This window comes from Candidatus Zinderia endosymbiont of Aphrophora alni (assembly GCF_964019745.1).
GTDB lineage: Bacteria > Pseudomonadota > Gammaproteobacteria > Burkholderiales > Burkholderiaceae.
On the sequence record NZ_OZ026462.1, the window covers coordinates 103,583 to 129,440 of the forward strand.

At 18.6% G+C, this 25,858-nt stretch carries 25 protein-coding genes, 2 tRNA genes and 1 pseudogene; 9 read left to right on the forward strand and 19 right to left on the reverse strand.

Translation table 11 applies throughout. The features are described 5' to 3' along the window. Nucleotides 1-7: 7 nt before the first annotated feature. The 11 genes from rplB to rpmB form a co-directional block, all read right to left on the reverse strand. The gene (rplB, locus tag AACL00_RS00550) at nt 8-835 is read right to left on the reverse strand and encodes a 50S ribosomal protein L2 (RefSeq protein ID WP_339045078.1); all 828 of its coding nucleotides are present in this window, start codon (nt 833-835) and stop codon (nt 8-10) included. Then, entirely contained in the window at nt 832-1,155 is a 324-nt protein-coding gene (rplW, locus tag AACL00_RS00555) for a 50S ribosomal protein L23 (protein ID WP_339045079.1), read from the reverse strand. Before rplW ends, rplB begins: the two co-directional genes overlap by 4 nt. Then, nucleotides 1,152-1,775, reverse strand: a complete 624-nt coding sequence (rplD, locus tag AACL00_RS00560) for a 50S ribosomal protein L4 (protein WP_339045081.1) — start codon at nt 1,773-1,775, stop codon at nt 1,152-1,154. The genes rplW and rplD overlap by 4 nt, the downstream gene beginning before the upstream one ends. 8 nt (nt 1,776-1,783) lie before the next feature. Continuing rightward, nucleotides 1,784-2,440, reverse strand: coding sequence for a 50S ribosomal protein L3 (gene rplC / locus AACL00_RS00565; RefSeq protein ID WP_339045082.1), 657 nt, complete (start codon nt 2,438-2,440; stop codon nt 1,784-1,786). Between the two features lie 53 nt (nt 2,441-2,493). Then, entirely contained in the window at nt 2,494-2,808 is a 315-nt protein-coding gene (rpsJ, locus tag AACL00_RS00570) for a 30S ribosomal protein S10 (protein WP_339045083.1), read from the reverse strand. A 59-nt stretch (nt 2,809-2,867) separates the two neighbouring features. After that, nucleotides 2,868-4,058, reverse strand: a complete 1,191-nt coding sequence (gene tuf / locus AACL00_RS00575; protein WP_339045084.1) for an elongation factor Tu — start codon at nt 4,056-4,058, stop codon at nt 2,868-2,870. A gap of 32 nt (nt 4,059-4,090) precedes the next feature. Continuing rightward, nucleotides 4,091-6,196 carry an elongation factor G gene (gene fusA / locus AACL00_RS00580; protein ID WP_339045085.1) on the reverse strand — a complete coding sequence of 702 codons (2,106 nt, stop codon included), beginning with the start codon at nt 6,194-6,196 and terminating at the stop codon, nt 4,091-4,093. A gap of 45 nt (nt 6,197-6,241) precedes the next feature. Further along, the gene (gene rpsG / locus AACL00_RS00585; RefSeq protein WP_339045086.1) at nt 6,242-6,712 is read right to left on the reverse strand and encodes a 30S ribosomal protein S7; all 471 of its coding nucleotides are present in this window, start codon (nt 6,710-6,712) and stop codon (nt 6,242-6,244) included. 26 nt (nt 6,713-6,738) lie between these two features. Further along, nucleotides 6,739-7,122: a 30S ribosomal protein S12 gene (gene rpsL / locus AACL00_RS00590; protein WP_339045129.1), complete on the reverse strand. Its 384-nt coding sequence runs from the start codon at nt 7,120-7,122 to the stop codon at nt 6,739-6,741. A gap of 82 nt (nt 7,123-7,204) precedes the next feature. Beyond that, nucleotides 7,205-7,375, reverse strand: coding sequence for a 50S ribosomal protein L33 (rpmG, locus tag AACL00_RS00595; protein ID WP_339045087.1), 171 nt, complete (start codon nt 7,373-7,375; stop codon nt 7,205-7,207). 30 nt (nt 7,376-7,405) lie between these two features. Continuing rightward, nucleotides 7,406-7,648 (reverse strand): 50S ribosomal protein L28, encoded by a 243-nt coding sequence (gene rpmB, locus AACL00_RS00600; protein WP_339045088.1) that lies wholly within the window; start codon nt 7,646-7,648, stop codon nt 7,406-7,408. 963 nt (nt 7,649-8,611) lie between these two features. Between rpmB and AACL00_RS00605 the strand changes: the two genes are divergently transcribed. Further along, nucleotides 8,612-9,394 carry a symmetrical bis(5'-nucleosyl)-tetraphosphatase gene (locus tag AACL00_RS00605; RefSeq protein ID WP_339045089.1) on the forward strand — a complete coding sequence of 261 codons (783 nt, stop codon included), beginning with the start codon at nt 8,612-8,614 and terminating at the stop codon, nt 9,392-9,394. A gap of 11 nt (nt 9,395-9,405) precedes the next feature. Here the strand turns inward: AACL00_RS00605 and AACL00_RS00610 are convergent, their stop codons facing one another. From AACL00_RS00610 to AACL00_RS00620, 3 genes are all read right to left on the reverse strand, one after another. Beyond that, nucleotides 9,406-9,639, reverse strand: coding sequence for an oxidative damage protection protein (locus AACL00_RS00610; protein ID WP_339045091.1), 234 nt, complete (start codon nt 9,637-9,639; stop codon nt 9,406-9,408). Between the two features lie 206 nt (nt 9,640-9,845). Continuing rightward, nucleotides 9,846-9,918, reverse strand: a tRNA-His gene (locus AACL00_RS00615). A 12-nt stretch (nt 9,919-9,930) separates the two neighbouring features. Further along, complete coding sequence (locus AACL00_RS00620) at nt 9,931-10,557, reverse strand: YqhA family protein (RefSeq protein ID WP_339045092.1); 627 nt, start codon at nt 10,555-10,557, stop codon at nt 9,931-9,933. A gap of 62 nt (nt 10,558-10,619) precedes the next feature. On the opposite strand from AACL00_RS00620, the gene AACL00_RS00625 reads away from it, so the two are divergent. Continuing rightward, nucleotides 10,620-10,710, forward strand: a tRNA-Ser gene (locus AACL00_RS00625). Nucleotides 10,711-10,753: 43 nt separating this feature from the next. Beyond that, nucleotides 10,754-13,264, forward strand: coding sequence for a DNA gyrase subunit A (gyrA, locus tag AACL00_RS00630; RefSeq protein WP_339045093.1), 2,511 nt, complete (start codon nt 10,754-10,756; stop codon nt 13,262-13,264). 58 nt (nt 13,265-13,322) lie between these two features. Here gyrA and metE read toward each other — a convergent pair whose 3' ends face one another. Together metE and metF are read right to left on the reverse strand one after the other, a co-directional pair. Further along, nucleotides 13,323-15,575: a 5-methyltetrahydropteroyltriglutamate--homocysteine S-methyltransferase gene (gene metE, locus AACL00_RS00635; RefSeq protein ID WP_339045094.1), complete on the reverse strand. Its 2,253-nt coding sequence runs from the start codon at nt 15,573-15,575 to the stop codon at nt 13,323-13,325. A gap of 59 nt (nt 15,576-15,634) precedes the next feature. Further along, nucleotides 15,635-16,477, reverse strand: a complete 843-nt coding sequence (metF, locus tag AACL00_RS00640) for a methylenetetrahydrofolate reductase [NAD(P)H] (protein ID WP_339045095.1) — start codon at nt 16,475-16,477, stop codon at nt 15,635-15,637. Between the two features lie 162 nt (nt 16,478-16,639). Between metF and cyoE the strand changes: the two genes are divergently transcribed. Then, nucleotides 16,640-17,512: a heme o synthase gene (gene cyoE / locus AACL00_RS00645; protein WP_339045096.1), complete on the forward strand. Its 873-nt coding sequence runs from the start codon at nt 16,640-16,642 to the stop codon at nt 17,510-17,512. A 6-nt stretch (nt 17,513-17,518) separates the two neighbouring features. On the opposite strand, the gene fumC is transcribed toward cyoE, so the two are convergent. The 3 genes from fumC to rpsP form a co-directional block, all read right to left on the reverse strand. Then, nucleotides 17,519-18,907, reverse strand: a complete 1,389-nt coding sequence (fumC, locus tag AACL00_RS00650) for a class II fumarate hydratase (protein ID WP_339045097.1) — start codon at nt 18,905-18,907, stop codon at nt 17,519-17,521. Nucleotides 18,908-18,935: 28 nt separating this feature from the next. After that, entirely contained in the window at nt 18,936-19,310 is a 375-nt protein-coding gene (rplS, locus tag AACL00_RS00655; RefSeq protein WP_339045098.1) for a 50S ribosomal protein L19, read from the reverse strand. Between the two features lie 94 nt (nt 19,311-19,404). After that, on the reverse strand, nt 19,405-19,653 hold the full coding sequence (gene rpsP / locus AACL00_RS00660) for a 30S ribosomal protein S16 (RefSeq protein ID WP_339045099.1): 249 nt from the start codon (nt 19,651-19,653) through the stop codon (nt 19,405-19,407). A gap of 182 nt (nt 19,654-19,835) precedes the next feature. Here rpsP and rpmH point away from each other — a divergent pair, with 182 nt between their 5' ends. The 5 genes and pseudogenes from rpmH to rsmG all read left to right on the forward strand — a co-directional run bounded on the left by rpmH (nt 19,836) and on the right by rsmG (nt 25,855). After that, nucleotides 19,836-19,973 carry a 50S ribosomal protein L34 gene (gene rpmH, locus AACL00_RS00665; protein WP_339045100.1) on the forward strand — a complete coding sequence of 46 codons (138 nt, stop codon included), beginning with the start codon at nt 19,836-19,838 and terminating at the stop codon, nt 19,971-19,973. Nucleotides 19,974-20,343: 370 nt separating this feature from the next. Continuing rightward, nucleotides 20,344-21,876 (forward strand): membrane protein insertase YidC, encoded by a 1,533-nt coding sequence (yidC, locus tag AACL00_RS00670; RefSeq protein WP_339045101.1) that lies wholly within the window; start codon nt 20,344-20,346, stop codon nt 21,874-21,876. A 3-nt stretch (nt 21,877-21,879) separates the two neighbouring features. Next, nucleotides 21,880-23,286 carry a tRNA uridine-5-carboxymethylaminomethyl(34) synthesis GTPase MnmE gene (gene mnmE, locus AACL00_RS00675; protein ID WP_339045102.1) on the forward strand — a complete coding sequence of 469 codons (1,407 nt, stop codon included), beginning with the start codon at nt 21,880-21,882 and terminating at the stop codon, nt 23,284-23,286. A 22-nt stretch (nt 23,287-23,308) separates the two neighbouring features. Beyond that, complete coding sequence (gene mnmG, locus AACL00_RS00680) at nt 23,309-25,201, forward strand: tRNA uridine-5-carboxymethylaminomethyl(34) synthesis enzyme MnmG (RefSeq protein ID WP_339045103.1); 1,893 nt, start codon at nt 23,309-23,311, stop codon at nt 25,199-25,201. A 10-nt stretch (nt 25,202-25,211) separates the two neighbouring features. Continuing rightward, nucleotides 25,212-25,855: pseudogene (rsmG, locus tag AACL00_RS00685) on the forward strand (16S rRNA (guanine(527)-N(7))-methyltransferase RsmG). The last annotated feature ends 3 nt before the right edge of the window (nt 25,856-25,858 follow it).

A 25,858-nucleotide genomic window follows, 5' to 3' on the forward strand; every position in this document is an offset into this window, starting at 1 on the left:
TTTTTCCTTATTTTTTAAAACGTTTAGAAATTATCATAAAGGAAGTTCTTTTATTCTTTCTAGTTTTTTTACCTTTTGTTTGTTTCCCCCAAGGAGATACAGGATGTCTACCAGAAGAAGTACGACCTTCACCACCTCCATGTGGATGATCAATAGGATTCATAGCAACTCCTCTAACAGTAGGTCTAATACCTCTCCATCTAGAAGAACCAGCTTTACCAAATTTTTTAAGATTATGTTCTATATTTCCAACTTCCCCAATAGTAGCTCTACAATTAATATGAAAACGACGTACCTCACCAGATCTTAATCTTACTTGTGAATATACTTTTCCTTTAGACATTAAAGTAGCTTTAGAACCAGCAGTGCGTGCTATTTGCCCACCTTTACCAGGTAAAATTTCTATACAATGTATAATCATACCAATAGGTATATTTTTAATTGGCATAGAATTACCAATTTTTATTGGAACCATATTACCACTCATAATTTCATCACCAATAACTAAACCATTAGGAGATAAAATATATTTTTTTTCACCATCAATATAATATAATAAAGCTATATTCGCAGAACGATTAGGATCATATTCAATTCTTTTAACTTTAGATAAAATATTATCTTTATTTCTTAAAAAATCTATTATTCTATAATAACGCTTATGTTTACCACCTATATGCCTAACAGTAATACGACCATTATTATTGCGTCCAGAAGATTTTTTTTTTTTTTTAATTAATTTTTTTAATGGTCGACCAGAATATAAATTAATATTAGAAATTTTTACCATACCTCTACGTCCAGGAGATGTAGGTTTCATTTTTAAAATTATCATTTTATTATATCCTTTAATAAATTAATATTTTTAATATTTTTTAATGTTACAAAAGCTCTACGAGTATTTTTTCTATAACCAAAAAAATTTTTAAAACGTTTTTTTTTACCCTTTCTATTTAAAACACAAACAGATTTAACTTTAACTTTTAACATTCTTTCTACTGCAAATTTTATTTCTAATTTATTTGATTTAGGAGAAACAAGAAATATAATTTTTTTATTATTTTTAAAATTAAAAAAATTTTTATTAGAAATAATAGGATTTAATAAAATATTTGTTAAATGTTCTTTACTATATTTTGTTTTTATTTTTTTCATATTAACAACCAATTTTGAATTTTTATCAATGATTCTTTAGAAAGTAAAATTTTTTTAAAATAAATTAAAGAAATAGGATTAATTTGTTGAGTTTTAATAATAGATATATTATGTAAATTACGAGATGCTAAAATTAAATTTTTTTTTATATTTTCAATAATAATTAAAACAGAATCTAAATTCATATTTTTTATTTTTTTTACTAAAATTTTAGTTTTATAAGTATTTAAAAAAAAATTTTCTATAATAAATAAACGATTTTCAAAAATTAATTTTGATAATATCATACTAATACTTAAACGATACATTTTTTTATTTATCTTATGATGAAAATTTTCATAAGGAAAATTAGGAAAAGCTCTACCACCTCCTCTCCATAAAGGAGAAGAAGACATACCAGCTCTTGCCCTTCCAGTACCTTTTTGTTTCCAAGGTTTTTTAGTACTATGATTTACTTCAGATCTATTTTTTTGTTTACGATTTCCTAATCTTGTATTAGCTTTATAAGAAACAATTATTTGATGAATTAATTTATCATTATATTTTTTATTAAAAATAGAATCATATACTAATATATTAGAACATACTTTACCATTATCATTTAACACTTTTAAATACATAAAAACCTTTATATTAATTTAGGAATAAATTTAACAGATGGTAAAATAGTTACATAATTATTTTTACATCCAGGAATAGAACCAGAAATAAAAAGTAAATTACGTATTGAATCTATACGTAAAATTTTTAAATTTTGTATAGTTTTATATTTAAAACCTAATTGACCACTCATACGTTTACCACGAAAAACTCTTCCAGGATCTTGTGACATTCCAACAGAACCAGGAGTATTATGTGCTTTAGAATTTCCATGAGAAGCACGACCAGAAGAAAAATGATATCTTTTTATAACACCTGAAAAACCTTTACCAATAGTTTTACCACGAATATCTACTTTATCTCCAATATTAAATAATTTTACAGTAATTTTATCACCAATTTTAATTAAATTTTTTAAAAAAAAATCTTCTTTAACTTTAAATTCTTTTAAAATTAAACCAATTTTTAATTTAAATTTTAAATAATGTCCTAATAAAGATTTATTATTATTTTTTTTTTTAATACCAAAAGTTGTTTGAATAGCATTATAACCATCATTTTTTATATTTTTTATTTGAACAACACGATTTTTAGGAACACTAATAACAGTAATTGGAATAGAATTACCATTTTTTAAAAAAATACGTGTCATACCAATTTTTTTACCAATAAGTCCTAAACTCATAAATTCTTTAAAAATAAAAAAATATATTTAAAATATATTTCATAAAAAAAATATTATTTAAATTTTATTTCTATATCAACACCAGAAGGTAAATCAATTTTCATTAAAACATTTAATGTAATTTGTGTAGAATTAATAACATCTATTATTCTATTATAAGTTCTAATTTCAAATTGATCATAAGAATTTTTATTAACATGAGGTGATCTTAATATATCAAATCTTTGAATTTTTGTAGGCAAAAAAATAGGACCTTTAATAAAAGCTCCTGTTTTTTTTGTAATATTAGTTATTTCTAAAATAGATTGTTCTAATAATTTATTATTAAAAGATTTTAATTTAATTCTAATTTTTTGTTTTAAAAACATAATAAATTTCCTAAATTTAATTATATTTATAATAATAAAAATATAAATTATTAATAATTTTATTTAAAAATTTTTATTACTATACCTGCACCTACAGTACGACCACCTTCACGAATTGCGAAACGTAAACCTTCCTCCATAGCTATAGGATTAATTAATTTAACATTTATTAAAACATTATCTCCTGGCATTACCATTTCTTTATCTTTAGGTAATTCAATAGAACCTGTAACATCAGTAGTTCTAAAATAAAATTGAGGTTTATAATTATTAAAAAATGGAGTATGTCTACCACCCTCTTCTTTTGATAAAACATAAATTTCTGCTGAAAATTTTTTATAAGGCTTCATAGATTTAGGTTTAACTAAAACTTGTCCTCTTTCAACATCTTCTCGTTTTATACTTCTTAATAAAATTCCAACATTATCTCCTGCTTGACCATAATCTAATAATTTTCTAAACATTTCAACACCAGTACATATACTTTTTTGTGTTTTTTTAATTCCTACAATTTCTATTTCTTCTCCTAATTTTATTTTTCCTCTTTCAATTCTACCAGTAACAACTGTTCCTCTTCCAGAAATAGAAAATACATCTTCAACTGGCATTAAAAAATCACCATCTATTGCACGTTTAGGATTAGGAATATAAGTATCTATAGCATTAACAAGAGATATTATAGATTGTTCACCTAATATTCCTAAATCACCTTCTAAAGCTAATTTAGCTGATCCTCTAATAAAAGGTATAATATCACCTGGAAATTCATATTTTGTTAATAATTCTCTAATTTCAATTTCTACTAATTCTAATAATTCTTGATCATCAACTAAATCTGATTTATTTAAATAAACTATTATATATGGAACACCAACTTGTCGAGCTAATAAAATATGTTCTCTAGTTTGTGGCATAGGTCCATCAGCTGCAGAACAAACTAAAATTGCACCATCCATTTGAGCAGCACCAGTAATCATATTTTTTACATAATCTGCATGACCAGGACAATCTACATGTGCATAATGACGTAATGAAGTTTCATATTCAACATGAGCAGTATTAATAGTAATACCTCTTTCTTTTTCTTCTGGTGCTGCATCAATTTGATCATATGCTTTAGCTTCACATCCAAATTTTTTAGATAAAACTGTAGTTATAGCAGCAGTTAAAGTAGTTTTACCATGATCAACATGCCCTATTGTTCCAATATTAATATGCGGTTTAGTTCTTTCAAATTTATTTTTTGCCATTTTTTCCTTTAAATTTTTTTAAATTTTAAAAATTATTTTTTTTTTAAATTAATTATTTTTTCAATAATATTTTTAGGTGCTTCAGAATATTTATTAAATTTCATTGAATATGTAGCTCTACCTTGTGAAAGAGATCTAATAGATGTAGAATAACCAAACATTTCTGATAACGGAACATTAGCAAAAATATTTTTTCCACTAATATTAATTAATTCTGACATATCAGTTATTATTCCTCTTCTAGAGGATAAATCACCAATAATTGAACCTGCATATTCTTCTGGAGTTTCAATAGAAACAAACATTATAGGTTCTAAAATTGTTGGATTTGATCTACGACAACCTTCCTTAAAAGCTTTAGAAGCAGCTATACGAAAAGCATTTTCATTAGAATCTACTTCATGAAAAGATCCAAAAAATAAAGTAACTTTAACATCTACTACAGGATAACCAGCTAAAACACCAAAATTTAATGAATCAATAATACCTTTTTCAACAGAAGGTATAAATTCTTTAGGAATAGTACCACCTTTTATAGCATTAATAAATTTAAATCCTAAACCAGGTTTTTGAGGTTCAAGTTTTAAAAAAACATGCCCATATTGACCACGTCCTCCAGATTGTTTAATAAATTTTCCTTCAATACTTTTACAAATTTTTTTTATTGTTTCTCTATATGCAACTTGAGGAGTACCAACATTAGCCTCAACTTTAAATTCACGTTTCATTCTATCAATTATAATTTCTAAATGTAATTCACCCATTCCAGAAATAATAGTTTGTCCAGTTTCATTATCATTTTTAATATAAAAAGAAGGATCTTCTTGTGATAAACGATATAAAGCTAAACCCATTTTTTCTTGATCAATTTTTGTTTTTGGTTCAACAGCTTGAGAAATTACAGGTTCAGGAAAAATAATACGTTCTAATATAATTATAGAATTTAAATCACATAATGTATCACCAGTAGTAACATTCTTTAAACCTACAGCTGCAGCAATATCACCAGTCCTAATTATTTTAATTTCTTCTCTTTTATTTGCATGCATTTGTAAAATTCTTCCTAAACGTTCTTTTTTTTTTTTTAAAGGATTATAAATAAAATCCCCTGTTCTAATAATTCCAGAATAAACTCTTAAAAAAATTAATTGACCAACAAATAAATCATTCATTATTTTAAAAGCTAAAGAAGAAAACTTTTCATCATCAGAAGATTTTCTAAATTCTTCTTTATTATTTTCATCTAAACCTTTAATAGATGGAATATCAATAGGAGAAGGCAAATATTCTATAATAGCATCTAACATAGGTTGAATACCTTTATTTTTAATTGCTGTACCACAAATCATAGGAGTAACTTTTGCTTCAATTGTTAATTTTCTTAAAATAAATTTAATATCTTTTTCATTCAAATCATCAAATTCTAAATATTTAATCATTAATTCTTCAGAAAATTCTACTAACATTTCTATCATAAATGTACGCCATTTTCGTGCAATATCAAAAAAATTTTTTGGAATATCTTTAAAAACAAATTTCATTCCATTAGAAGAATCATCCCAAAAAATCGCAACCATTTTTATTAAATCTATTACACCTAAAAATACTCCATTAATTTCTATAGGAATTTGTATAGGTATAGGATTTCCTTTTAATCTTAAACGTATTTGATCATATACTTTAAAAAAATTTGCTCCTATTCTATCCATTTTATTTACAAAAGCTAAACGAGGTACTTTATATTTATTAGCTTGTCTCCATACAGTCTCAGATTGAGATTGAACACCACCAACAGCACAATATACCATACACATTCCATCTAAAATTCTCATAGAACGTTCAACTTCAATAGTAAAATCAACATGTCCAGGAGTATCTATAATATTAATATGATGCTTAACAAAATTTTTACGCATACCATCCCAAAAACAAGTAGTAGCAGCAGAAGTTATAGTTATTCCTCTCTCTTGCTCTTGAATCATCCAATCCATTGTTGCAGCACCATCATGAACTTCACCTATTTTATGATTTACACCAGTAAAATATAAAATACGTTCTGTAATAGTAGTTTTTCCAGCATCTATATGTGCAGAAATACCAATATTTCTATAATTTTTAATTAATGTTTTTCTTAACATAATAATTATTTAAAATATTTAAAAATATTATTTTTTTATAAATAATTAAAATTTAAAATGTGAAAAAGTTTTATTAGCTTCTGCCATTTTATGAATATTATCACGTTTTTTAATTGTAAATCCTTTATTTTCAGAAGCATCTATTAACTCTTGACCTAAACGATGATAAATATACTTTTCTTTACGTTTAAAAAGAGATTCACGTAACCAACGCATTGATAAAGTAGCACGACGAGTTAAACGAACTTCAATAGGTACTTGAAAACTTGAACCACCAATTCTACGAGATTTAACTTCTACTAATGGTTTACAATTTTCAATAGCTAAAAAAAAAATATCTAAAGGATTACGACCAGTTTTTTTTTTAATATAATCAAAAGCACGATAAATAATATTTTCAGATAAAGATTTTTTTCCAGAAAACATTAAAATATTAACAAATTTTGCAACATCTATATTACAAAATTTAGGATCTGGTAAAATATTTTTTTTAATATTTTTTTTACGACGTGACATAATTTTTATTATTATATTTAATATTATTATTTTTTTAATTTTTTATTTTTCTTTACACCATATTTAGATCTTGCTTTTTTACGATTCTTAACACCTTGCATATCTAAAGCTCCTCTAACCATATGATAACGAACTCCAGGAAGATCTTTAACTCTTCCACCTCTTATTAAAACTACACTATGTTCTTGTAAATTATGTCCTTCACCACCAATATAAGAAATTACTTCAAAACCATTTGTTAAACGAACTTTTGCAACTTTTCTTAAAGCAGAATTAGGTTTTTTAGGTGTTGTAGTATAAACACGAGTACAAACACCTCTTTTTTGAGGATTTTTATTTAAAGCAGGAGATTTACTTTTAATTCTAAATTTTTTTCTAGGTTTACGTATTAATTGATTTATTGTAGGCATTTTTTTTAATAAAATATAAATCAAAAATTTTAAAAATTATTTAATTTAACTAAAATTAATAAATAAAAATATTTTAATATAATTATTTTATTTTTTTCTCTATATATTTAACATGTTTACGTAATTTAGGATCATATTTCATAAAAAATATTTTTTTTAAACTATTACGTTTAGATTTTGTAGTAGTATAAAAATGACCAGTACCAGCAGTTGATTCTAATTTAATTTTTATACGTTTAGATTTTTTAGACATATTTTTTAAAATATAATTTTTTGTTATACATTATACTTTTTTTTTATTTTTTTTATAAATAATATTATTATAAACAAAATCTATACCTTTCTTATCAATAAGACGTAAACCTGCTTTAGTTATTCGTAATAAAATCCATTTATTTTTAGATTTTAAAAAAAAACGATGATTTTGTAAATTTGGAAAAAATTTACGTTTAGTTTTATTATTAGAATGAGAAACATTATTACCAATTAATGGTTTTTTATTTGTTATTTGACAAATACGTGACATATATTTTATATTTATAATTATATTTATATTTATATTTATATTTATATTTATATTTATATTTATATTTATATTTATATTTATATTTATATTTATATTTATATTTAAAATAATATAATAAATATTATTATTAAAATATTAATAATATTATTATATATTTTAAAATAAAATTATTTAAATAAAAATAATATTAATTTAAATAAATTAAATTTTATTTATAAAAAATATAAAAATATAAAAAAATATAATTTTATTAATAATAAAATTATATTTTATTTATAACATAAATATTATTATAAATAATATAAAAAATTAATAAAAAATTAATTATTAATAATATATTTTAAAAATATTAAAAATATTAAAAATTAATATTAATTAATAAAATAATAATTAATTTATATTTAAATAATATTTTTTATATTAATAAAAATTTATATTAATTAACATAAATTAATTATTAATATTAAATTATTATTTTTTTTAAATATTAATATTAAACATTAATATCAAATTAATATTAATTTAAAAAATTAAAGATATAAAATTTTAAATTTTAAATTTATAAAAAATAAATTTTAATTTAAATTAAATAAAAATATTATTAAATATTATTAAATATTATTAAATATTATTAAATATTATTAAATATTATTAAATATTATTAAATATTATTAAATATTATTAAATATTTTATCATAATAATATTATTTTATAATAATAAAATTAAAAAAATATAATATATATTTTTAATAAAAAATAATATTTATATTATTTTTAATTTAAAAATATTTTTTATATATAAAAAAATTAAGAATATATAATATATATTTTATATATTTTATATAATAATAATAAAAAATAAGTAAATTAAATTAATAATTTTTATTTTAAAATTAATTAAAAAAATAAAAATTTATAAAAAATAAATAAATATTAATTAATTCTTATACTTTAAGGAATAAAATGTCAACTATAATTATAAGTGATATATATGGAAATTATAAAAAATTTATAAAATTTAAAAAAACAATTAAAAAATATAATAAATATTTATTTATTGGAAATATTATAAATAATAAATATGAATCATTAAAAATAATAAAAAATATTATTTCTATGAAAAATAATGTTAAAATTATTTTAGGTAATAATGAATTACATTTATTAGCTATTTTTTATGGAGCAAGTCCTTTTATAAAAAAGGATGTTTTAAATAATATTTATAATTCTAAAGAAAAAGATAAAATTATAGATTGGTTAAAAAATCAAACATTAGCAATGTATTATAAAAATTTTTTAATTGTACATGCAGGAGTATTACCACAATGGGATTTACAAAAAACATTAAATTTAGCAAAAGAAATTAAAGATATTTTAAATAGTAATAAATGTTTTAATTTTTTAAAATATATTTATAATAATTATAATAAAAAAAATATTATCTGGAATGATAATTTATCAGGATATAATAGATTATTATGTATAAATAATGCATTAACTAGAATTAGATATTGTAATTCAAAAGGACTAATAAATTTTAAAAAAAAAAAAAATAAAAAAAAAATAATACCATGGTTTAAAATTTCTTGGAGAAAAACTAAAGATATTAATATATTATTTGGACATTGGTCAAATTTTAAATTAATAAAAACAAAAAATATTTTTTGTATTAATAATGGTTGTGCTTGGGGAGGAAAATTAACAACAATAAAAATTAAAAATCAAAAAATTATAAAAATTTTTTAAAAATATAAAAATTACTCTTCAAAAAAAAATTTTTCCATTGTTTTATATAAAAATTTTCTATCTTTAATTTTAAATAAATTTAAACATTTTTCATTAATCAAAATAGTTTGATGTTTTAACCAAAGTTTCCAAATCTTTTTAGAAATATTAAAATATATACGTTCTCCTAACGAACCATAAAATGGTAAATATTTTAAACCATTAGTTTTTTTTTTTAACTTTAAACAAAAAATTAAATTAGACATTTATAAAATTTTTAATATAAAAATATATTTATTATATATAATAATAAATATATTATAATTAATATATTTTAAAAAAATAAATAAATAAAAATACTTTTATATATAAAATATTTATGTTATATTATATTATATTATATTATGTTATGTTATGTTATGTTATGTTATGTTAAATAAATATAATAATAAATATATATTATACTTATAAGGGTGATTGACGGGGGTTGAACCCGCAACAATAGGAACCACAATCCTAGACTCTACCAATTGAGCTACAATCACCATATATAAAAATTATTTATTTTTACTTATATTTAATATATAATTATAAGATAATTTATCACAATAAGCAATAGATATAGCAGATAACAAAAAAACTAAATGAATAAAAGTTTGAAATATTAAAGTTTTTAATTCACAAACATTAGCATTTATAAATGTTTTTAATAAATTTATAGAAGAAATACCAATAATAGCAGTTGCTAATTTAATTTTTAAAACAGAAGCATTAACATTAGAAAGCCATCCAGGTTGGTCTGGATGATTCTCAAGTTTCATTCTTGAAATAAATGTCTCATATCCACCAATAATAACCATAATTAGTAAGTTAGAAATCATTACAATATCTATTAACGATAAAATAACTAACATAATTGTTTGTTCATTTAAATATTTAAAATTTAATAAATTTTCAGAAGTAGATACTAAACTTGCAATATGTCTTAAAGATTTAATATTACCAAAAGAAGCTTTAATAAGATCAAATAATTCAATCCAAAAATAATAAACATATATACATTGTGATATAATTAATCCTATATATAATGGTAACTGTAACCATCTACTCATAAATATAAAATTTGGTAAAATATCAATTCTTTTTTTTATAAAATTTATTTTTTTAAAATTTAAAAAAAACATTTAAATTTATTAAAAAAAAGTATAAAATATTATAATTAATATAAAAAATATTATATATAATAAGAGAGATGGATGAGTGGTTAAAATCACATATCTAGAAAATATGTATAAGTTTTAAAAAACTTATCGAGGGTTCGAATCCCTCTCTCTCTAATAATATTAATATTTTTAAAAAATAAAATGAATATTTTAAAATATGAATAAATATTTAAAAAAAATTTTAGATATATCATTAGAAAAAGAGATGAAAAAAAATTATCTTAATTATGCAATGAGTGTAATTATAGGAAGAGCTTTACCAGATGTTAGAGATGGTTTAAAACCTGTTCATAGAAGAATTTTATATGCAATGTATAAAATAAATAATATTTATAAAAAGCCTTTTATAAAATGTGCGAGAATTGTTGGAGAAGTTATGGGGAAATTTCATCCTCATGGAGATAATTCTATATATGAAGCTTTAGTACGTATGACACAAAATTTTTCTTTAAGATACACATTAATAGAAGGACAAGGAAATTTTGGTTCAATAGATGGTGATAATGCAGCTGCTATGCGTTATACTGAATGTAGATTAAAAAAAATTTCAAATGAAATTTTAAAAGATATTGAAAAAAATACTGTAGATTTTATTTCTAATTATGATGGAAAAGAAAAAGAACCTATAATTTTACCTTCAAAAATTCCAAATTTATTAATAAATGGATCATCAGGAATAGCAGTAGGATTAGCTACTAATATACCACCACATAATATTTTAGAAGTTATTAATGCTACAATATTTTTATTAAAAAATAAAAATTGCACAATAAAAGAATTAATAAAATTTATACCCGCTCCAGATTTACCAACAGGAGGGATAATTTATGGATTATCAGGGATAAAAAAAGCATATAAAACTGGAAAGGGAAAAATGATAATAAAAGGTAAAGTTCATTTTGAAAAATATAATAATAATTTAAATACTGCAATTATTATTGATGAAATACCTTTTTTAGTAAATAAAAAAACATTAATAGAAAAAATAATAGAATTAGTACATAAAAAAAAAATTGAAGGGATAAATAATATTAAAGATGAATCTAATAAATTAGGTATAAGAATAGTAATTGAATTAAAAGACAATAAATCACCTAAAACTATATTAAATATACTATATAAATATACACAATTACAAGAAACATTTGGAATAAACTTTGTTGCTTTAGTAAAAAAAAAACCAAAATTATTAAATTTAAAACAAATATTAGAATATTTTCTTTTACATAGAAAAGAAATAATTATTAGAAAAACTAAATTTCAAATTAAAAAAATAAAAAAAAAAAAACATTTATTAAAAGGTTTAGCAATAGCTATTGATAATATTAATAAATTTATTAAAATAATTACTTCTTTAAAAAATTTAAAAGATATAAAAAAAAAACTTTTAAAAAAAGTTTGGTTTTCTAAAATAATAGAAAAAATTAAAAAAAATAACAAAAATAATAAAAATATAACTTTAAAATTAACCAATAAACAAATTGAAAAAATTCTACAAATTAAATTACAAAATTTAACAAAAATAGAAAAAAAAAAAATTTTTAAACAATATAAAAAAATAGAAAAAAAAATAATAATTTATAATAAAATATTATTTGATAAAAATACTTTAAAAGAAATTATTTTTAAAGAATTAACAAAAATAAAAGAAAATTTTATTTTAAATAAAGAAAAAAGATTATCAATAATTGAAACACAAACTATAGAATTAATAAAAGAAGATTTTATTTTTTTAGAAAATATAATTATAACTTTATCTTTTTTAGGTAATATAAAATATCAACCAATTTCTAATTATAAATTACAAAAAAAAGGTGGAAAGGGTAAAAAAATAATAACTAATTTAAAAAATGATTGGATAATACAATTATTGACAACAAATACTCATGATTATTTATTATGTTTTACAAATAAAGGAAAATTATACTTATTAAAAATTTGGGAAATAACACAAAATAATGAAAATAATGAAAATAAATTAATAAATAACTTTTTTAAATTAAAAAAAAATGAAAAAATTACAGCAATTTTTGCGTTATCAAAAGAAAATAAAACTTTTCCACAAAATAAATATATTTTTATGGCAACAAATTTAGGTAAAGTTAAAAGAACACCTTTATCAAATTTTATTAATATAAGAAAAAATGGAATTATTGCTATCGAATTAGATAAAAATGATTTTTTAATTAATATAGTATTAACAAATGGTAATAATGATATTATGTTATTTTCTAGTTCTGGCAAATCTATAAAATTTAAAGAATCTGATATTAAATTAACTGGAAGATTTACTAAAGGTATAAATGGAATGAATTTAAAAAAAAATCAAACAATAATAGCTTTATTAGTAATTAAAAATGATAATCAAAATATTTTAACAGTAACTGAAAATGGTTTTGGTAAAAAAACTTCTGTAAAAGAATATACAAAACATAAAAAAGGTACTAAAGGAATAATTACAATGAAAATAAATAAAAAAAATGGTAAAATTATAGGAGCTATTCCAGTAAAAGAAAAAGATGAAATAATACTAATAACTAATAAAGCTATAACTATTAGAATAAAAGTTTCTGAAATACCTATAATGAAAAGATTTACACAAGGAATAAAATTAATTTCTTTAAAAGAAAATAATAAATTATGCGGGATACAAAAAATTTTTAAATAAAAATCACTTAATTTATTATAAATAAATAATGAATTAAAATTCATTTAAAAATAAATTTTTATCTAATATTTTTAACAGATTTTACTATATTAGTTAATACTGAAGAAATTTCTTTCCAAGAACGAGTTTTTAAACCACAATCAGGGTTTATCCATAAATTTTTATCAGGAATGAAATTACGAGCTTTATTAATTAAATTAGAAATTTCTTTAACATTTGGAATTCTTGGAGAATGAATATCATAAATTCCTGGACCTATATCATTAGGATAATTAAAATTATTTAATAATTTCATATTTGATTTAGCAGTTTCTATAGTAATAACATCAGCATCCATTTTAATAATCCAATTTAATATATCATTAAATTCTGAATAACACATATGTGTATGAATTTGCGTTTTATCATTTACAAATGAAAAAGTTATTTTAAATGCATATATAGCCCATTTTAAATATTCTTTCCATTTAGATTTTTTTAAAGGTAATCCTTCTCTTAAAGCTGGTTCATCAATTTGAATAATACTTATCCCTGCTTTTTCCAAATCTCTCACTTCTTTCCTTAAAGCTAAAGCGATTTGTAAAGCAGTAATTCTTTTTTCTTGATCATTTCTAACAAAAGACCAAAATAACATTGTTATTGGACCAGTTAACATACCCTTTACTGGTTTTTTTGTTAAACTTTGAGCAAATTCACTTAAATAAGTAGTCATAACTTTTGGTCTATATACATCACCATATATAAATGGTGGTTTTACACAACGAGAACCATAACTTTGCACCCAACCATTAAAAGTAAAACCAAAACCTGATAATTGTTCACCAAAAAATTCTACCATATCATTACGTTCAGATTCACCATGCACTAATACATCTAATCCAAACTCTTCTTGTTTTTTAATTACAAAATGAATTTCTTTTTTAATTTTTTTTAAATATTCTAAATAACCAATTCTTCCAGATTTATAATTAAATCTTAATTTTCTAATTTTAGAAGTTTGAGGGAAAGAACCAATAGTTGTTATAGGAAAATTAGGAAGATTTAAATTTTTTTTTTGTATAACTATTCTTTTTGTAAAAGTAGAATTACGATTAATATTTATTTTTTGTATTTTATCTATAGCAATTTTTACTAAATTATTATGAATTCTTATAGATTTTTTTTTACTTTTAACAATTTTTTCTGAAGATATAAAATATTTTATTATTTTATAAAAATTACCAAAAAAAGCTTCTTTAATAATAAAAATTTCATCTAATTTTTGAATTGTAAAAGATAACCAAGATTTAATTTCAGAATCAATAAATTTTTCATATTTTAAATCTATAGGTACATGTAGACAAGAACAACTAGAAGATATCCATAATTTATTACCAAATTTTTTATAAAATGGTCTTAATTTAAAAAATGCACTTTTTAAATCAGAACGCCAAATATTTCTTCCATCTACTATACCAATAGATAAAATCTTATTTATAGGCCAAAATTTTAAAAAATTTTTTAATTGAGAATTTCCATAAACAGCATCAATATGAATACCATAAATTGGTAATTCTTTTAAATAAAAAAAATTTTCTTTATTTATTGAATCAAAATAAGTTGTTAATAATAAAAATGGATAATAATTTCCTAATTCTATATAAGTTTTTTTAAAAGCATCTAACCATAAATTATCTAATTCTAACGTTAAAATAGGTTCTTCTATTTGAATTAATGAAATATCTTTTCGTTTTAATCTTCTTATAATATTTTTATAAGAAATAAGTAATTTAGGTAATAAATCTAATTTATGTGATAAACCATATTTAATTTTTCCTAAATATAAAAGAGTTAATGGACCTAATAATACAACTTTAATTTTTTTATCTTTTGTATAAGCATTAAAAATTTCCTCAAATAACCAAGTTGCATCTCCTTTAAAAAGAATATCTGGAGACCATTCAGGAACTAAATAATGATAATTAGTATTAAACCATTTTGTCATTTCCATAGCTAAATGATTTTTATCTCCACGAGCCATAATATAATATTTTCTTAAATTTATTTTTCTAGGATTAAATTTAAAACGTGTAGGAATAGCACCAAATAAAACTAATGTACTTAAAACATGATCATACCAAGAAAAATCACCAACAGTAATATAATCCATATTAGAATTAATTTGAGCATCCCAATTTATTAAGCAAATTTCTTTACCAATATCCCTTAAAGATTTTTCATTGATTTTTTTTATCCAAAAAGATTCCATAGCAAATTTAAGCTCTCTATTGCTACCGATTCGAGGGAATCCTAAAACATGTGCTACACTCATGAAAAACTTTTTAAAAATGAATATTATTTATATTATTCATCAAAAACACTTTAAAAATTTTAATAAAAATTCAAATTTTTGCATATTTTTATAGTAGCATAAGGATTATTTAACGTATAAAAATGTAATTTAGAAACGCCATTTTCTAATAACTTTTGACACATTTCTGTTATTAAATCAATACCAAAAGATTTAATAGAATTTATATCATTTTTATAATCTAATAATTTTAAATGAATCCATTTAGGAATTTCTGAACCACAAATATTAGAAAATCTTTTTAATTGAGAATAACTAATTATTGGCATAATTCCTGGTATTATTGGAATATAAATACCTAATTTTTGTATATTATCTACAAAATTAAAATAAGCATCTATATTATAAAAATATTGAGTAATTGCTGAATTAACTCCTAATCTTACTTTTTTAATAAAATAATATATATCTTTAAAAAAAGAATTTGTTTCAAAATGTTTTTCAGGATAAGCAGCAACTTTAATATTAAACCAATTACCAGTATTAAATTTAATAAATTTTATTAATTCCTCAGCATAATTAAAATTATTTAAATTTTTTTTTTCTTTATATTTTTTTATAATATCTCCTCTTAAAACAACTATATCTTTAATACCCATAGATTTATACTGATAAATTATAGATTTTAAAGTATTTTTTGTATTTCCAATACATGAAATATGAGGAACAACATTATATCCATTTTTAAAAATTTCTAAAACAGTATTAAAAGTTCCATATTGAGTATTATTACATGTACCATGTGTAACAGAAAAAAAAGTAGGATTTAATTTTGATAATTTATTCATTGTAAATCGCAAATTATTAATACCTTCAATAGTTTTAGGAGGGAAAAATTCCACACTAAATTTTTTTAATAACATATTTAATGTGTATAAAATAATAAAAATTATTTATATTTTTTTTAAATTTTAATAAATTTAAATAATACTACAAAAAATATATAAAATATAAAATTTATTTTTTTTTATTAATAATAATTAAATTCTTATAAAAAAAATAATATATAAAAAATAAATATAAATATGTTTAAAAATATATTTTTAAAATATTTTTCTTTAACAAAACCAAAAATTACATTTTTAGTTATTTTTTGTACTGTTATAAGTATGTTTCTAGCTATAAATAAACATTTTTATTTAAAAAAAATAATATTTTCTACCATAGGAATATGGTTAATATCAAGCTCAGCATTTATAATTAATTGTTTAATAGAAAAAAAAAGAGATATTTTAATGAAAAGAACTCAAAATAGAGCAACAGCTAAAAATAAAATAAATATTTATATAATTTTATTAATTTTTAGTATATTTAATTTATCAGGAATATATTTTTTATATACTTTTGTTAATAAATTAACAATGTGGTTAACTATAATAACATTTATAGGATATTCTATAATATATACAATATTTATAAAACCTTTTACATCATATAATATAATAATAGGAGGTTTACCAGGAGCTTTACCACCAATATTAGGATGGGCAACTATAAAAAATACAATTTTTTCAATAAAACCTTGGATACTTGTATTAATAATTTTTTTTTGGACACCACCACATTTTTGGTCATTAGCTATGTTTTATAAAAAAGATTATATAAAATCAAAATTACCAATACTTCCAATAACTCATGGAGAAAAATTTACAAAAATTAATATTTTTATATATACTATTATAGTATTTATAATTTCACTAATACCATTTTTTATTAAAATGAGTGGTTATATATACATATATATAACAATATTATTAAATTTAATTTTTATAAAATATTCATGGAATTTATTTTATAAATATACAAATTATATTACATTAAAAACATTTAAATATTCAATATATTATTTATTTTTAATGTTTATTACATTATTAATAGATCATTATTATTTTTTTTAAAAAAAATTATTTTTTTTTAATCATTTTTTTAAAATTAATCCATTTTTCAAATTGTTCTTCTGAAATATAACCTAATTCTAAAGCTGATTTTTTTAAAGTAATATTTTTATTATAAGCATTTTTAGCTATTTTAGCAGCTTTATCATAACCTATATAAGGAGTTAAAGCTGTAACTAACATCAAAGAATTTTTTAATAAAAAATTTATTCTTTTAAAATTTGCTTTTATACCTTTAATACAAAATTTTTCAAAATTAATCATACCATCAGTAAGTAAACGAATACTTTGTAAAAAATTATAAATAATTAACGGTTTAAAAACATTTAATTGAAAATTCCCAGAAAATCCTCCTATATTTATAGAAACATCATTACCAAAAATTTGTGCACATAACATAGTTATAACTTCACATTGTGTAGGATTAATTTTTCCTGGCATTATTGAACTTCCAGGTTCATTTTCAGGAATTATAATTTCTCCTAATCCACATCTAGGTCCAGAAGAAAGCCATCTTATATCATTAGCAATTTTCATTAAAGTAGAAGATAAAGTTTTTAATACACCATGTGAAAAAACTAAAATATCATGATTTGATAAGGAAGAAAATTTATTAGAAGAAATTTTAAATTTACATTTATAAAAAGAATTTAATTCTTTTACTACTAATTTATCAAAATTAATATGAGTATTAAAACCAGTACCTACAGCAGTTCCACCAATAGCTAATTCTTTAATACCTTCTAACATAAAAATAATAGATGATTTAACGTATTCTAATTGACTAACATATGCAGAAAATTCCTGTCCTAATGTTAAAGGTATAGCATCTTGTAAATGAGTTCTACCAATTTTTATAATATCTTTAAATTCTTCTGACTTTAATTTTAAAGAAAAAATTAATTTTTCTAAAGAAGGAATTAATTTTTTTTTAATAAATTCAAAAGAAGATATATGCATAGCAGTTGGAAAAACATCATTAGAAGATTGACCTTTATTAACATCATCATTAGGATGTATTAAACGATTTTTTCCTAATTCCCCTCCTAAAATTTTAGATCCTAAATTTGCTAATACTTCATTAACATTCATATTACTTTGTGTTCCAGAACCTGTTTGCCAAACTAATAAAGGAAATTCATCTTTATATTTTCCTAAAATAATTTCATCAGCAGCTTTAATAATTGCTGAACTTTTTTTTTTATCAATTAATCCTAAAGTAAAATTTACTTTTGCACAAGATCTTTTAATAACAATTAAAGCTTTAATAACTTCACTAGGCATACGTTCAAAAGAAATTTTGAAATATTTTAAAGATCTTTGAGTTTGAGCCCCCCATAATCTTTTAAAAGGAACATTTAAACAACCAATTGAATCACATTCAATTCTAAATTTCATAATTTATATAAAATAAAAAATATATATTTTAAAAAAAATGTTTTTTTTTATAAAAAATCTTCTCTTTTATACGTGCTGATTTACCAAATTTTTTTCTCATATAATATAATTTTGCACGTCTTACACTACCTCTACGTTTAATTTTTATATTATAAATTAAAGGAGAATATAATTGAAAAGTACGTTCTATTCCTTCACCATAAGAAACTTTTCTTACAATAAAACTAGAATTAAAACCTCTATTACGTTTAGCAATAACTATACCTTCATATAATTGAATTCTTTTTCTATTACCTTCTATAACATTTATACTTACTATTATTGTATCACCTGAATTAAAATATGGAATATTTTTATTCATTTTAATAATTTCTTCTTTTTCTAAAATATCTATTAAATTCATTTTTATATTAAAAATTTTTTTTAAAATTTTAAAAATAAATATAATTTAATTAATAATTTTTATAAAATATATATATAAAAAATATTTTTTAAAATTATAATATATTAAAATGTTTTATTAAACGATTAACAGTATTTGATAATTGAGCACCTAAATTTTTCCAAAAAATTAAACGTTTTTTAAAAATATAAAATTTTTTTTTTTTATTATATAAAATACATGGATTATAAAAACCAATTTTTTCTAAAAATTTACCATTTCTTGGACTTTTTGAATCAGCAACAATAATACTAAAAAAAGGACGTTTTTTAACACCTTTACGAGATAAACGTATAATAACCATAATTATATATTTTTCAAAAATTATTTTAAAAAAATATTTATATATTTATAATAATATATATTATTTATATATAATAAAAAAATAAAATATATATAATATATATTATTTTATATATTATTATAAATAATATATATTTAATATATATTAAAATTTAAAAATAATATTATTAATATTTATAAAATATGAAAAGAACTTATCAACCATCTAAAATAAAACGTAAAAGAACTCATGGATTTAGAAAAAGAATGTCAACTAAAAATGGTAAAAATATTTTAAATTCAAGAAGATTAAAAAAAAGAAAATTTTTAATTAATTTATAATTTTTATAAAATTTATGAAAAAAAAAAGTTATATAATAAATAATTTTATTATTTTTTTTTTTTTAAAAAAAAAAAAAAAATAATTATTAATATTTCTAAAAAAATAATTAAAAAATCTACAAAAAGAAATGCTATAAAAAGAATAATTAAAGAACATTTAAAATTTTTTTTTTTTAAAAAAAATATAATTATAAAATTATTTAAAATAAATAATATTTTTGATACTAATAATAATATTATTAAAAATAATATTAAAAAAAAAATAAAAATTTTAATTATTTTTTTAAAAAAAAAAAAAATTATAAGCAATTTATTTATTAAAAATAAATAAAATTTTTTATATTATATAATATATATTTTATATTAATTTATGAGAAAAAATAAAATTATAATAATTTTAAGTATTATATATATAATATTTAATTTTAATTATATTCATAATAAAAATATTTTTTTAAAAAATAAATATTTTTATTTAGAAAAAAATAATATAGATAAAAAATTAAATATTTTAAAAAAAAATACTAATAATATTACAATAATTACCAATTTAATGAAAATTACTTTAAATAAAATTGGTGGAGATATTTCAAAAATAGAATTATTAAAATTTAAAAATAATTTTAAAAAAAATAAAAATCTTTTTTTATTTAAAAATAATAATAAAAATATTTATAAATTACAAACTGGGTTTATTAACAAAAAATTTCCTAATAATAAAACACATTATATATTAAAAAATGTTATTAAAAAAAAAAATAAAATAAAAGTAATTTTATCTTCAAAAAATAAAAAAATTAAATTTTTAAAAATTTTTACATTTAAAAATAATAGTTATTATATAAAAATAAAATTTAATTTATTTAATAATAATTCTAAAATAATTAATCCAAAAATATATTTAAAAATATTACATGATAATAATAAATCTTTAGAAGAAACAAAATTTTATAAACCTTTTACTGGTTTTGGAGTATATACAAATAATAAAAAATTTCAAAAAATTAATCTTAACACAATTAATAATAAAAATGGTAAAAATTATATAGTTTCTCATGAAGGATGGATAGCATTTATACAACATTACTTTACATCTGTTTTAATAATGCCTAAAAATTCAATAAATTCATTTTATACAAAAAAAATTAATAATAATTTATATGCAATAGGAAATATATTAAAAATAAAAAATATTTTACCTAAACACTCTTTAAATATAACTTTTGGTTTATATTCAGGTCCACAAAATTTAAATTTTTTAAAAAAAATAAACAATAGTTTAGAATTAATAAAAAATTATGGAAAATTATTATTTTTTATAAAACCTATATATTGGTTATTAATAAAAATACATACAATTATTAATAATTGGGGATGGAATATAATATTATTAACAATAGTTATTAAAATAATTTTTCTACCAATAACAATATATGTACAAGAAAAATTTAATAAATTTAATTTATTTTTTAAAAATAAAAAAAATATTAATCAAATTCAACTTAATAATAATTATATAAAAAAAAAAATTAATAATTTATATAAAAAAGAAAAGATAAGTTTTATTATTAGTATATTCTTTATAATTATTCAATTACCATTTTATTTATCTTTATTTACAGTTTTATCTAACTCAATAGAATTTAGAAATGCACATTGGATATTTTGGATAAAAGATTTATCTTTACCAGATACATATTTTATATTACCAATTATAATGAGTATTACTTCTCTTTTACAATCAAATTTAAATTTTAAAAATAAAAATTCTATAAATATTTCATCAATATTAATTGCAATAAGTTTTATTTTAATATTTTCACATATGCCTTCTAGTATAGTATTATATTGGATAACAAATAATTTTTTATCTATTTTACAACAAATAATTTTATTAAAATAAAATATGAACTTATATTCTCATCCTATAATAGCAATTTCAACATCTTTAAATAAAAGTGCTATTGGGATAATAAGAATATCTGGAGAAAATTTATGGATTATAATAAATAAAATTTGTAATAAAAATAAAAATAATTTAAAACCACGATATGCAACTTATACAAGTTTTAAAAATATTAAAGGAAATATTATAGATTATGGATTAATTATATATTTTAAAGCTCCTAATTCATATACAGGAGAAAATTTATTAGAAATTCATTCACATGGAAATCCTATTATTATGAATAGGATATTTTCTAATTGTTTAAAAATTGGAAAAATAATAAATTTAAAAATTGCAAAACCTGGTGAATTTACACAAAGAGCTTTTTTAAATAAAAAAATAGATTTAATACAAGCAGAAGCTATTGCTGATTTAATAAAAGCTTCTACAAAAAAAGCAGCAAAATTTGCTATTAATTCATTAAAAGGAAAATTATCATTTTTAATAAATAATATTGAAAAAAAAATTAAAAAATTAAGAATTTTTATAGAAGCATATTTAAATTTTCCAGAAGAAATTATTATAAAAAATAAAAATATTAATATATATAAAAAATTAATAAAAATTAAAAAAAAATTAAAACAAATATCTTTAAATATTTCAAAAAAAATTATTTTTAATAATGGTATAAATACATTAATTATTGGAAAACCTAATGTAGGTAAATCATCATTATTAAATATTTTATCTAATACTAAAACAGCTATAGTAACAAATATTGCAGGTACTACTAGAGATAAATTAATAACAAAAATAGAAATAAAAGGAATAATATTTAATATTATAGATACTGCTGGTATTAAAAATATAAATAAAAAAAATTTAAAAATTAATATTATTGAAAAAATAGGTATAAAAAAAACTTTAAATGAAATTAAAAATTCAAATATAATTTTATATGTTTTTGATATTTGTAAAGGTATTTCTAAAGAAGATAAAAAAAATATTAAAAAAATACCTAAAAATATTAAAAAAATTTTTATTTGGAATAAAATAGATATTTTAAATAATAAATTACAAATAAAAAAAAATATAAATAATATTCATATTTTTTTATCAGCAAAAAAAAATATTGGAATAAATTTTTTAAAAAAAAAATTAAAAAATAATATAAATTATAATATATATTCAAAACAAAAATATATGATTAATAAAAAACAATTAATAATTTTTAAAAAAATTAAAAAACATTTAAAAAAAGCTATTTTTTATTCTTATGATAAAAAAAAAAAAAATATAAATATTAATGATTTTTTAGCAGAAGAATTAAAAATAATTCAAAATAAATTAAATAAAATTACAGGTAAAAAACATTCAAAAAAAATCTTAAAAAATATTTTTTCAAAATTTTGTATAGGAAAATAATATTTTTAAAAAAAATAAATAAATGTTATTAACAGATATATTTGATGTAATTGTTGTAGGTGGTGGACATGCTGGTATTGAAGCAGCATCAGTTGCATCAAGAATGAAATCTAAAACTCTTCTTTTAACAGATAATATTGATACAATTGGACAAATGTCTTGTAATCCTTCTATAGGAGGAATAGGAAAAGGACATTTAGTTAAAGAAATTGATGCTATGGGAGGAATTATGCCTATTATAACAGATAAAGCAGGAATACATTTTAAAACATTAAATACTTCAAAAGGAGCAGCGGTTCAATCCACTAGAGTACAAGTAGATAAAATCTTATATAAAATTTTTATAAGACAAACATTAGAAAAAGAAAAAAATCTTTTAATTTTTCAAGAAACAATTGATAATATTAAAATTAAAAATAATAAAATTATTGGAGTAATTACTCAATCTGGACTTTTATTAAAATGTAAATCAGTAATATTAACTACTGGAACTTTTTTAAATGGAAAAATTCATATAGGTTCATATAATTATAAATCTGGACGTTTAGGTGAAAAATCTTCTATAAATTTATCAAAAAATTTAAATGAATTAAATATTCCTAAAAAAAGATTAAAAACAGGAACACCACCAAGAATTGATGCAAGAAGTATAAATTTTTTAAAGTTAAAAAAACATAAAGGTGATAAAAATCCTATACCATTTTTTTCTATTATGAGTAATAATGAAAAAAATAAAAAACAAAAAAATTGTTGGATAACTAAAACTAACAATAATACACGTGAAATAATTATAAAAAATATTAAAAAAAATCCAATGTATTCAGGGATAATTAAAGGAATAGGCCCTAGATATTGTCCTTCTATAGAAGAAAAATTTTTAAAATTTCCAGAAAAAAAATCACATAAAATTTATTTAGAAATGGAAAGTTCAAAAAATAATGAAATTTATCCTAATGGAATTTCTACTAGTTTTTCTTTTGAAATTCAATTAAAAATTTTACATTCTATAAAAGGTTTAGAAAATGCTCATATTTTAAGACCTGGATATGCTATAGAATATGATTGTTTTGATCCTAAATTTTTAAAATTAACTTTAGAAACAAAAGAAATTTCAGGTTTATATTTTGCAGGACAAATAAATGGAACTACTGGTTATGAAGAAGCAGCTTCACAAGGTTTATTAGCAGGGATAAATGCTTCTTTAAATGCATCTTATAAAGAACAATGGTTTCCTAAAAGAAATGAAGCATATTTAGGAGTATTAATAGATGATTTAACAACACAAAGTATTAATGAACCTTATAGAATGTTTACTAGTAGAGCTGAATATAGATTATATTTAAGAGAAGATAATGCAGATTATCGTTTAACAAAAATTGCAAAAAGTTTAGGTTGTATAAAAAAAAAACAATGGCAACTTTTTAAAAAAAAAAAAAAAATAATTAATAATGAAATTAAAAGATTAAAAACAATATGGATAAATCCAAAAATTATTAAAAAAAAAGAAATTAAAAGAATTTTATTAAAATCTATAAAAAAAGAATATAATTTTTATAATTTATTAAAAAGACCATATATAACTTATGAAAAATTATTATCTATGTTAGATATTAATAATAAATTAATTACTAATTATAAAATAACTAATAAAAAAATTTCTAAAGAAATAAATATAAAAATAAAATATGAAGGATATATTAAAAAAGAATATAAAAATATTATTAATCATAATAAATACGAAAATATAAAATTACCATATAATTTTAATTATATGAATATTAAAACATTATCTAATGAAGCAAAAGAAAAACTTAATAAATATAAACCAAAAACAATTGGTCAAGCTTCTAAAATTTCTGGTATAACTTTTTCATCAATATCAATATTAATAATATTATTTAAATATAAAAAATAATTATTTTTATATGAAATATATAAGTGATATATTAAAAAAAAATTCTAAAAAAATAGGAGTTTTTTTAAAAAAAAATCAAATTAAAAAAATATTAAAATTTATTTTTTTAATAAAAAAATGGAATAAAATTTATAATTTAACTTCTATAAAAACATCTAAAAAAATTATTTTTTTTCATATTTTAGATTCTTTAACAATTATAAAATATTTAAAAAATAAAAATTATATTTTAGATGTTGGTTCAGGTGTAGGATTACCTGGAATAATAATTGCTATTTTATTAGAAAAAATATCTCCTAAAACTAAAATACATTTAATAGATTCAAAAAATAAAAAAATAATATTTTTAAATCAAGTAAAAATAGAATTAAATTTAAAAAATATATCTATATTTTTAACAAGAGTAGAAAATTTTAAAAAAAAAAATTTTACGATATAATTATATCAAGAAGTTTAACAAATATAAAACAATTTATTAAATGGGCAAAACATTTATTAAAATTTAATGGATTTTTTTTTGCTATGAAAACAATAATTTCAAAAAAAGAAATTAATAATATACCTAAAAAATGGACAATTATAAAAAAAATATTTTTTAAAATTCCTAAAATTAAAAAAAAACATTTTTTAATAATAATTTCAAAAAAAAAATAATTA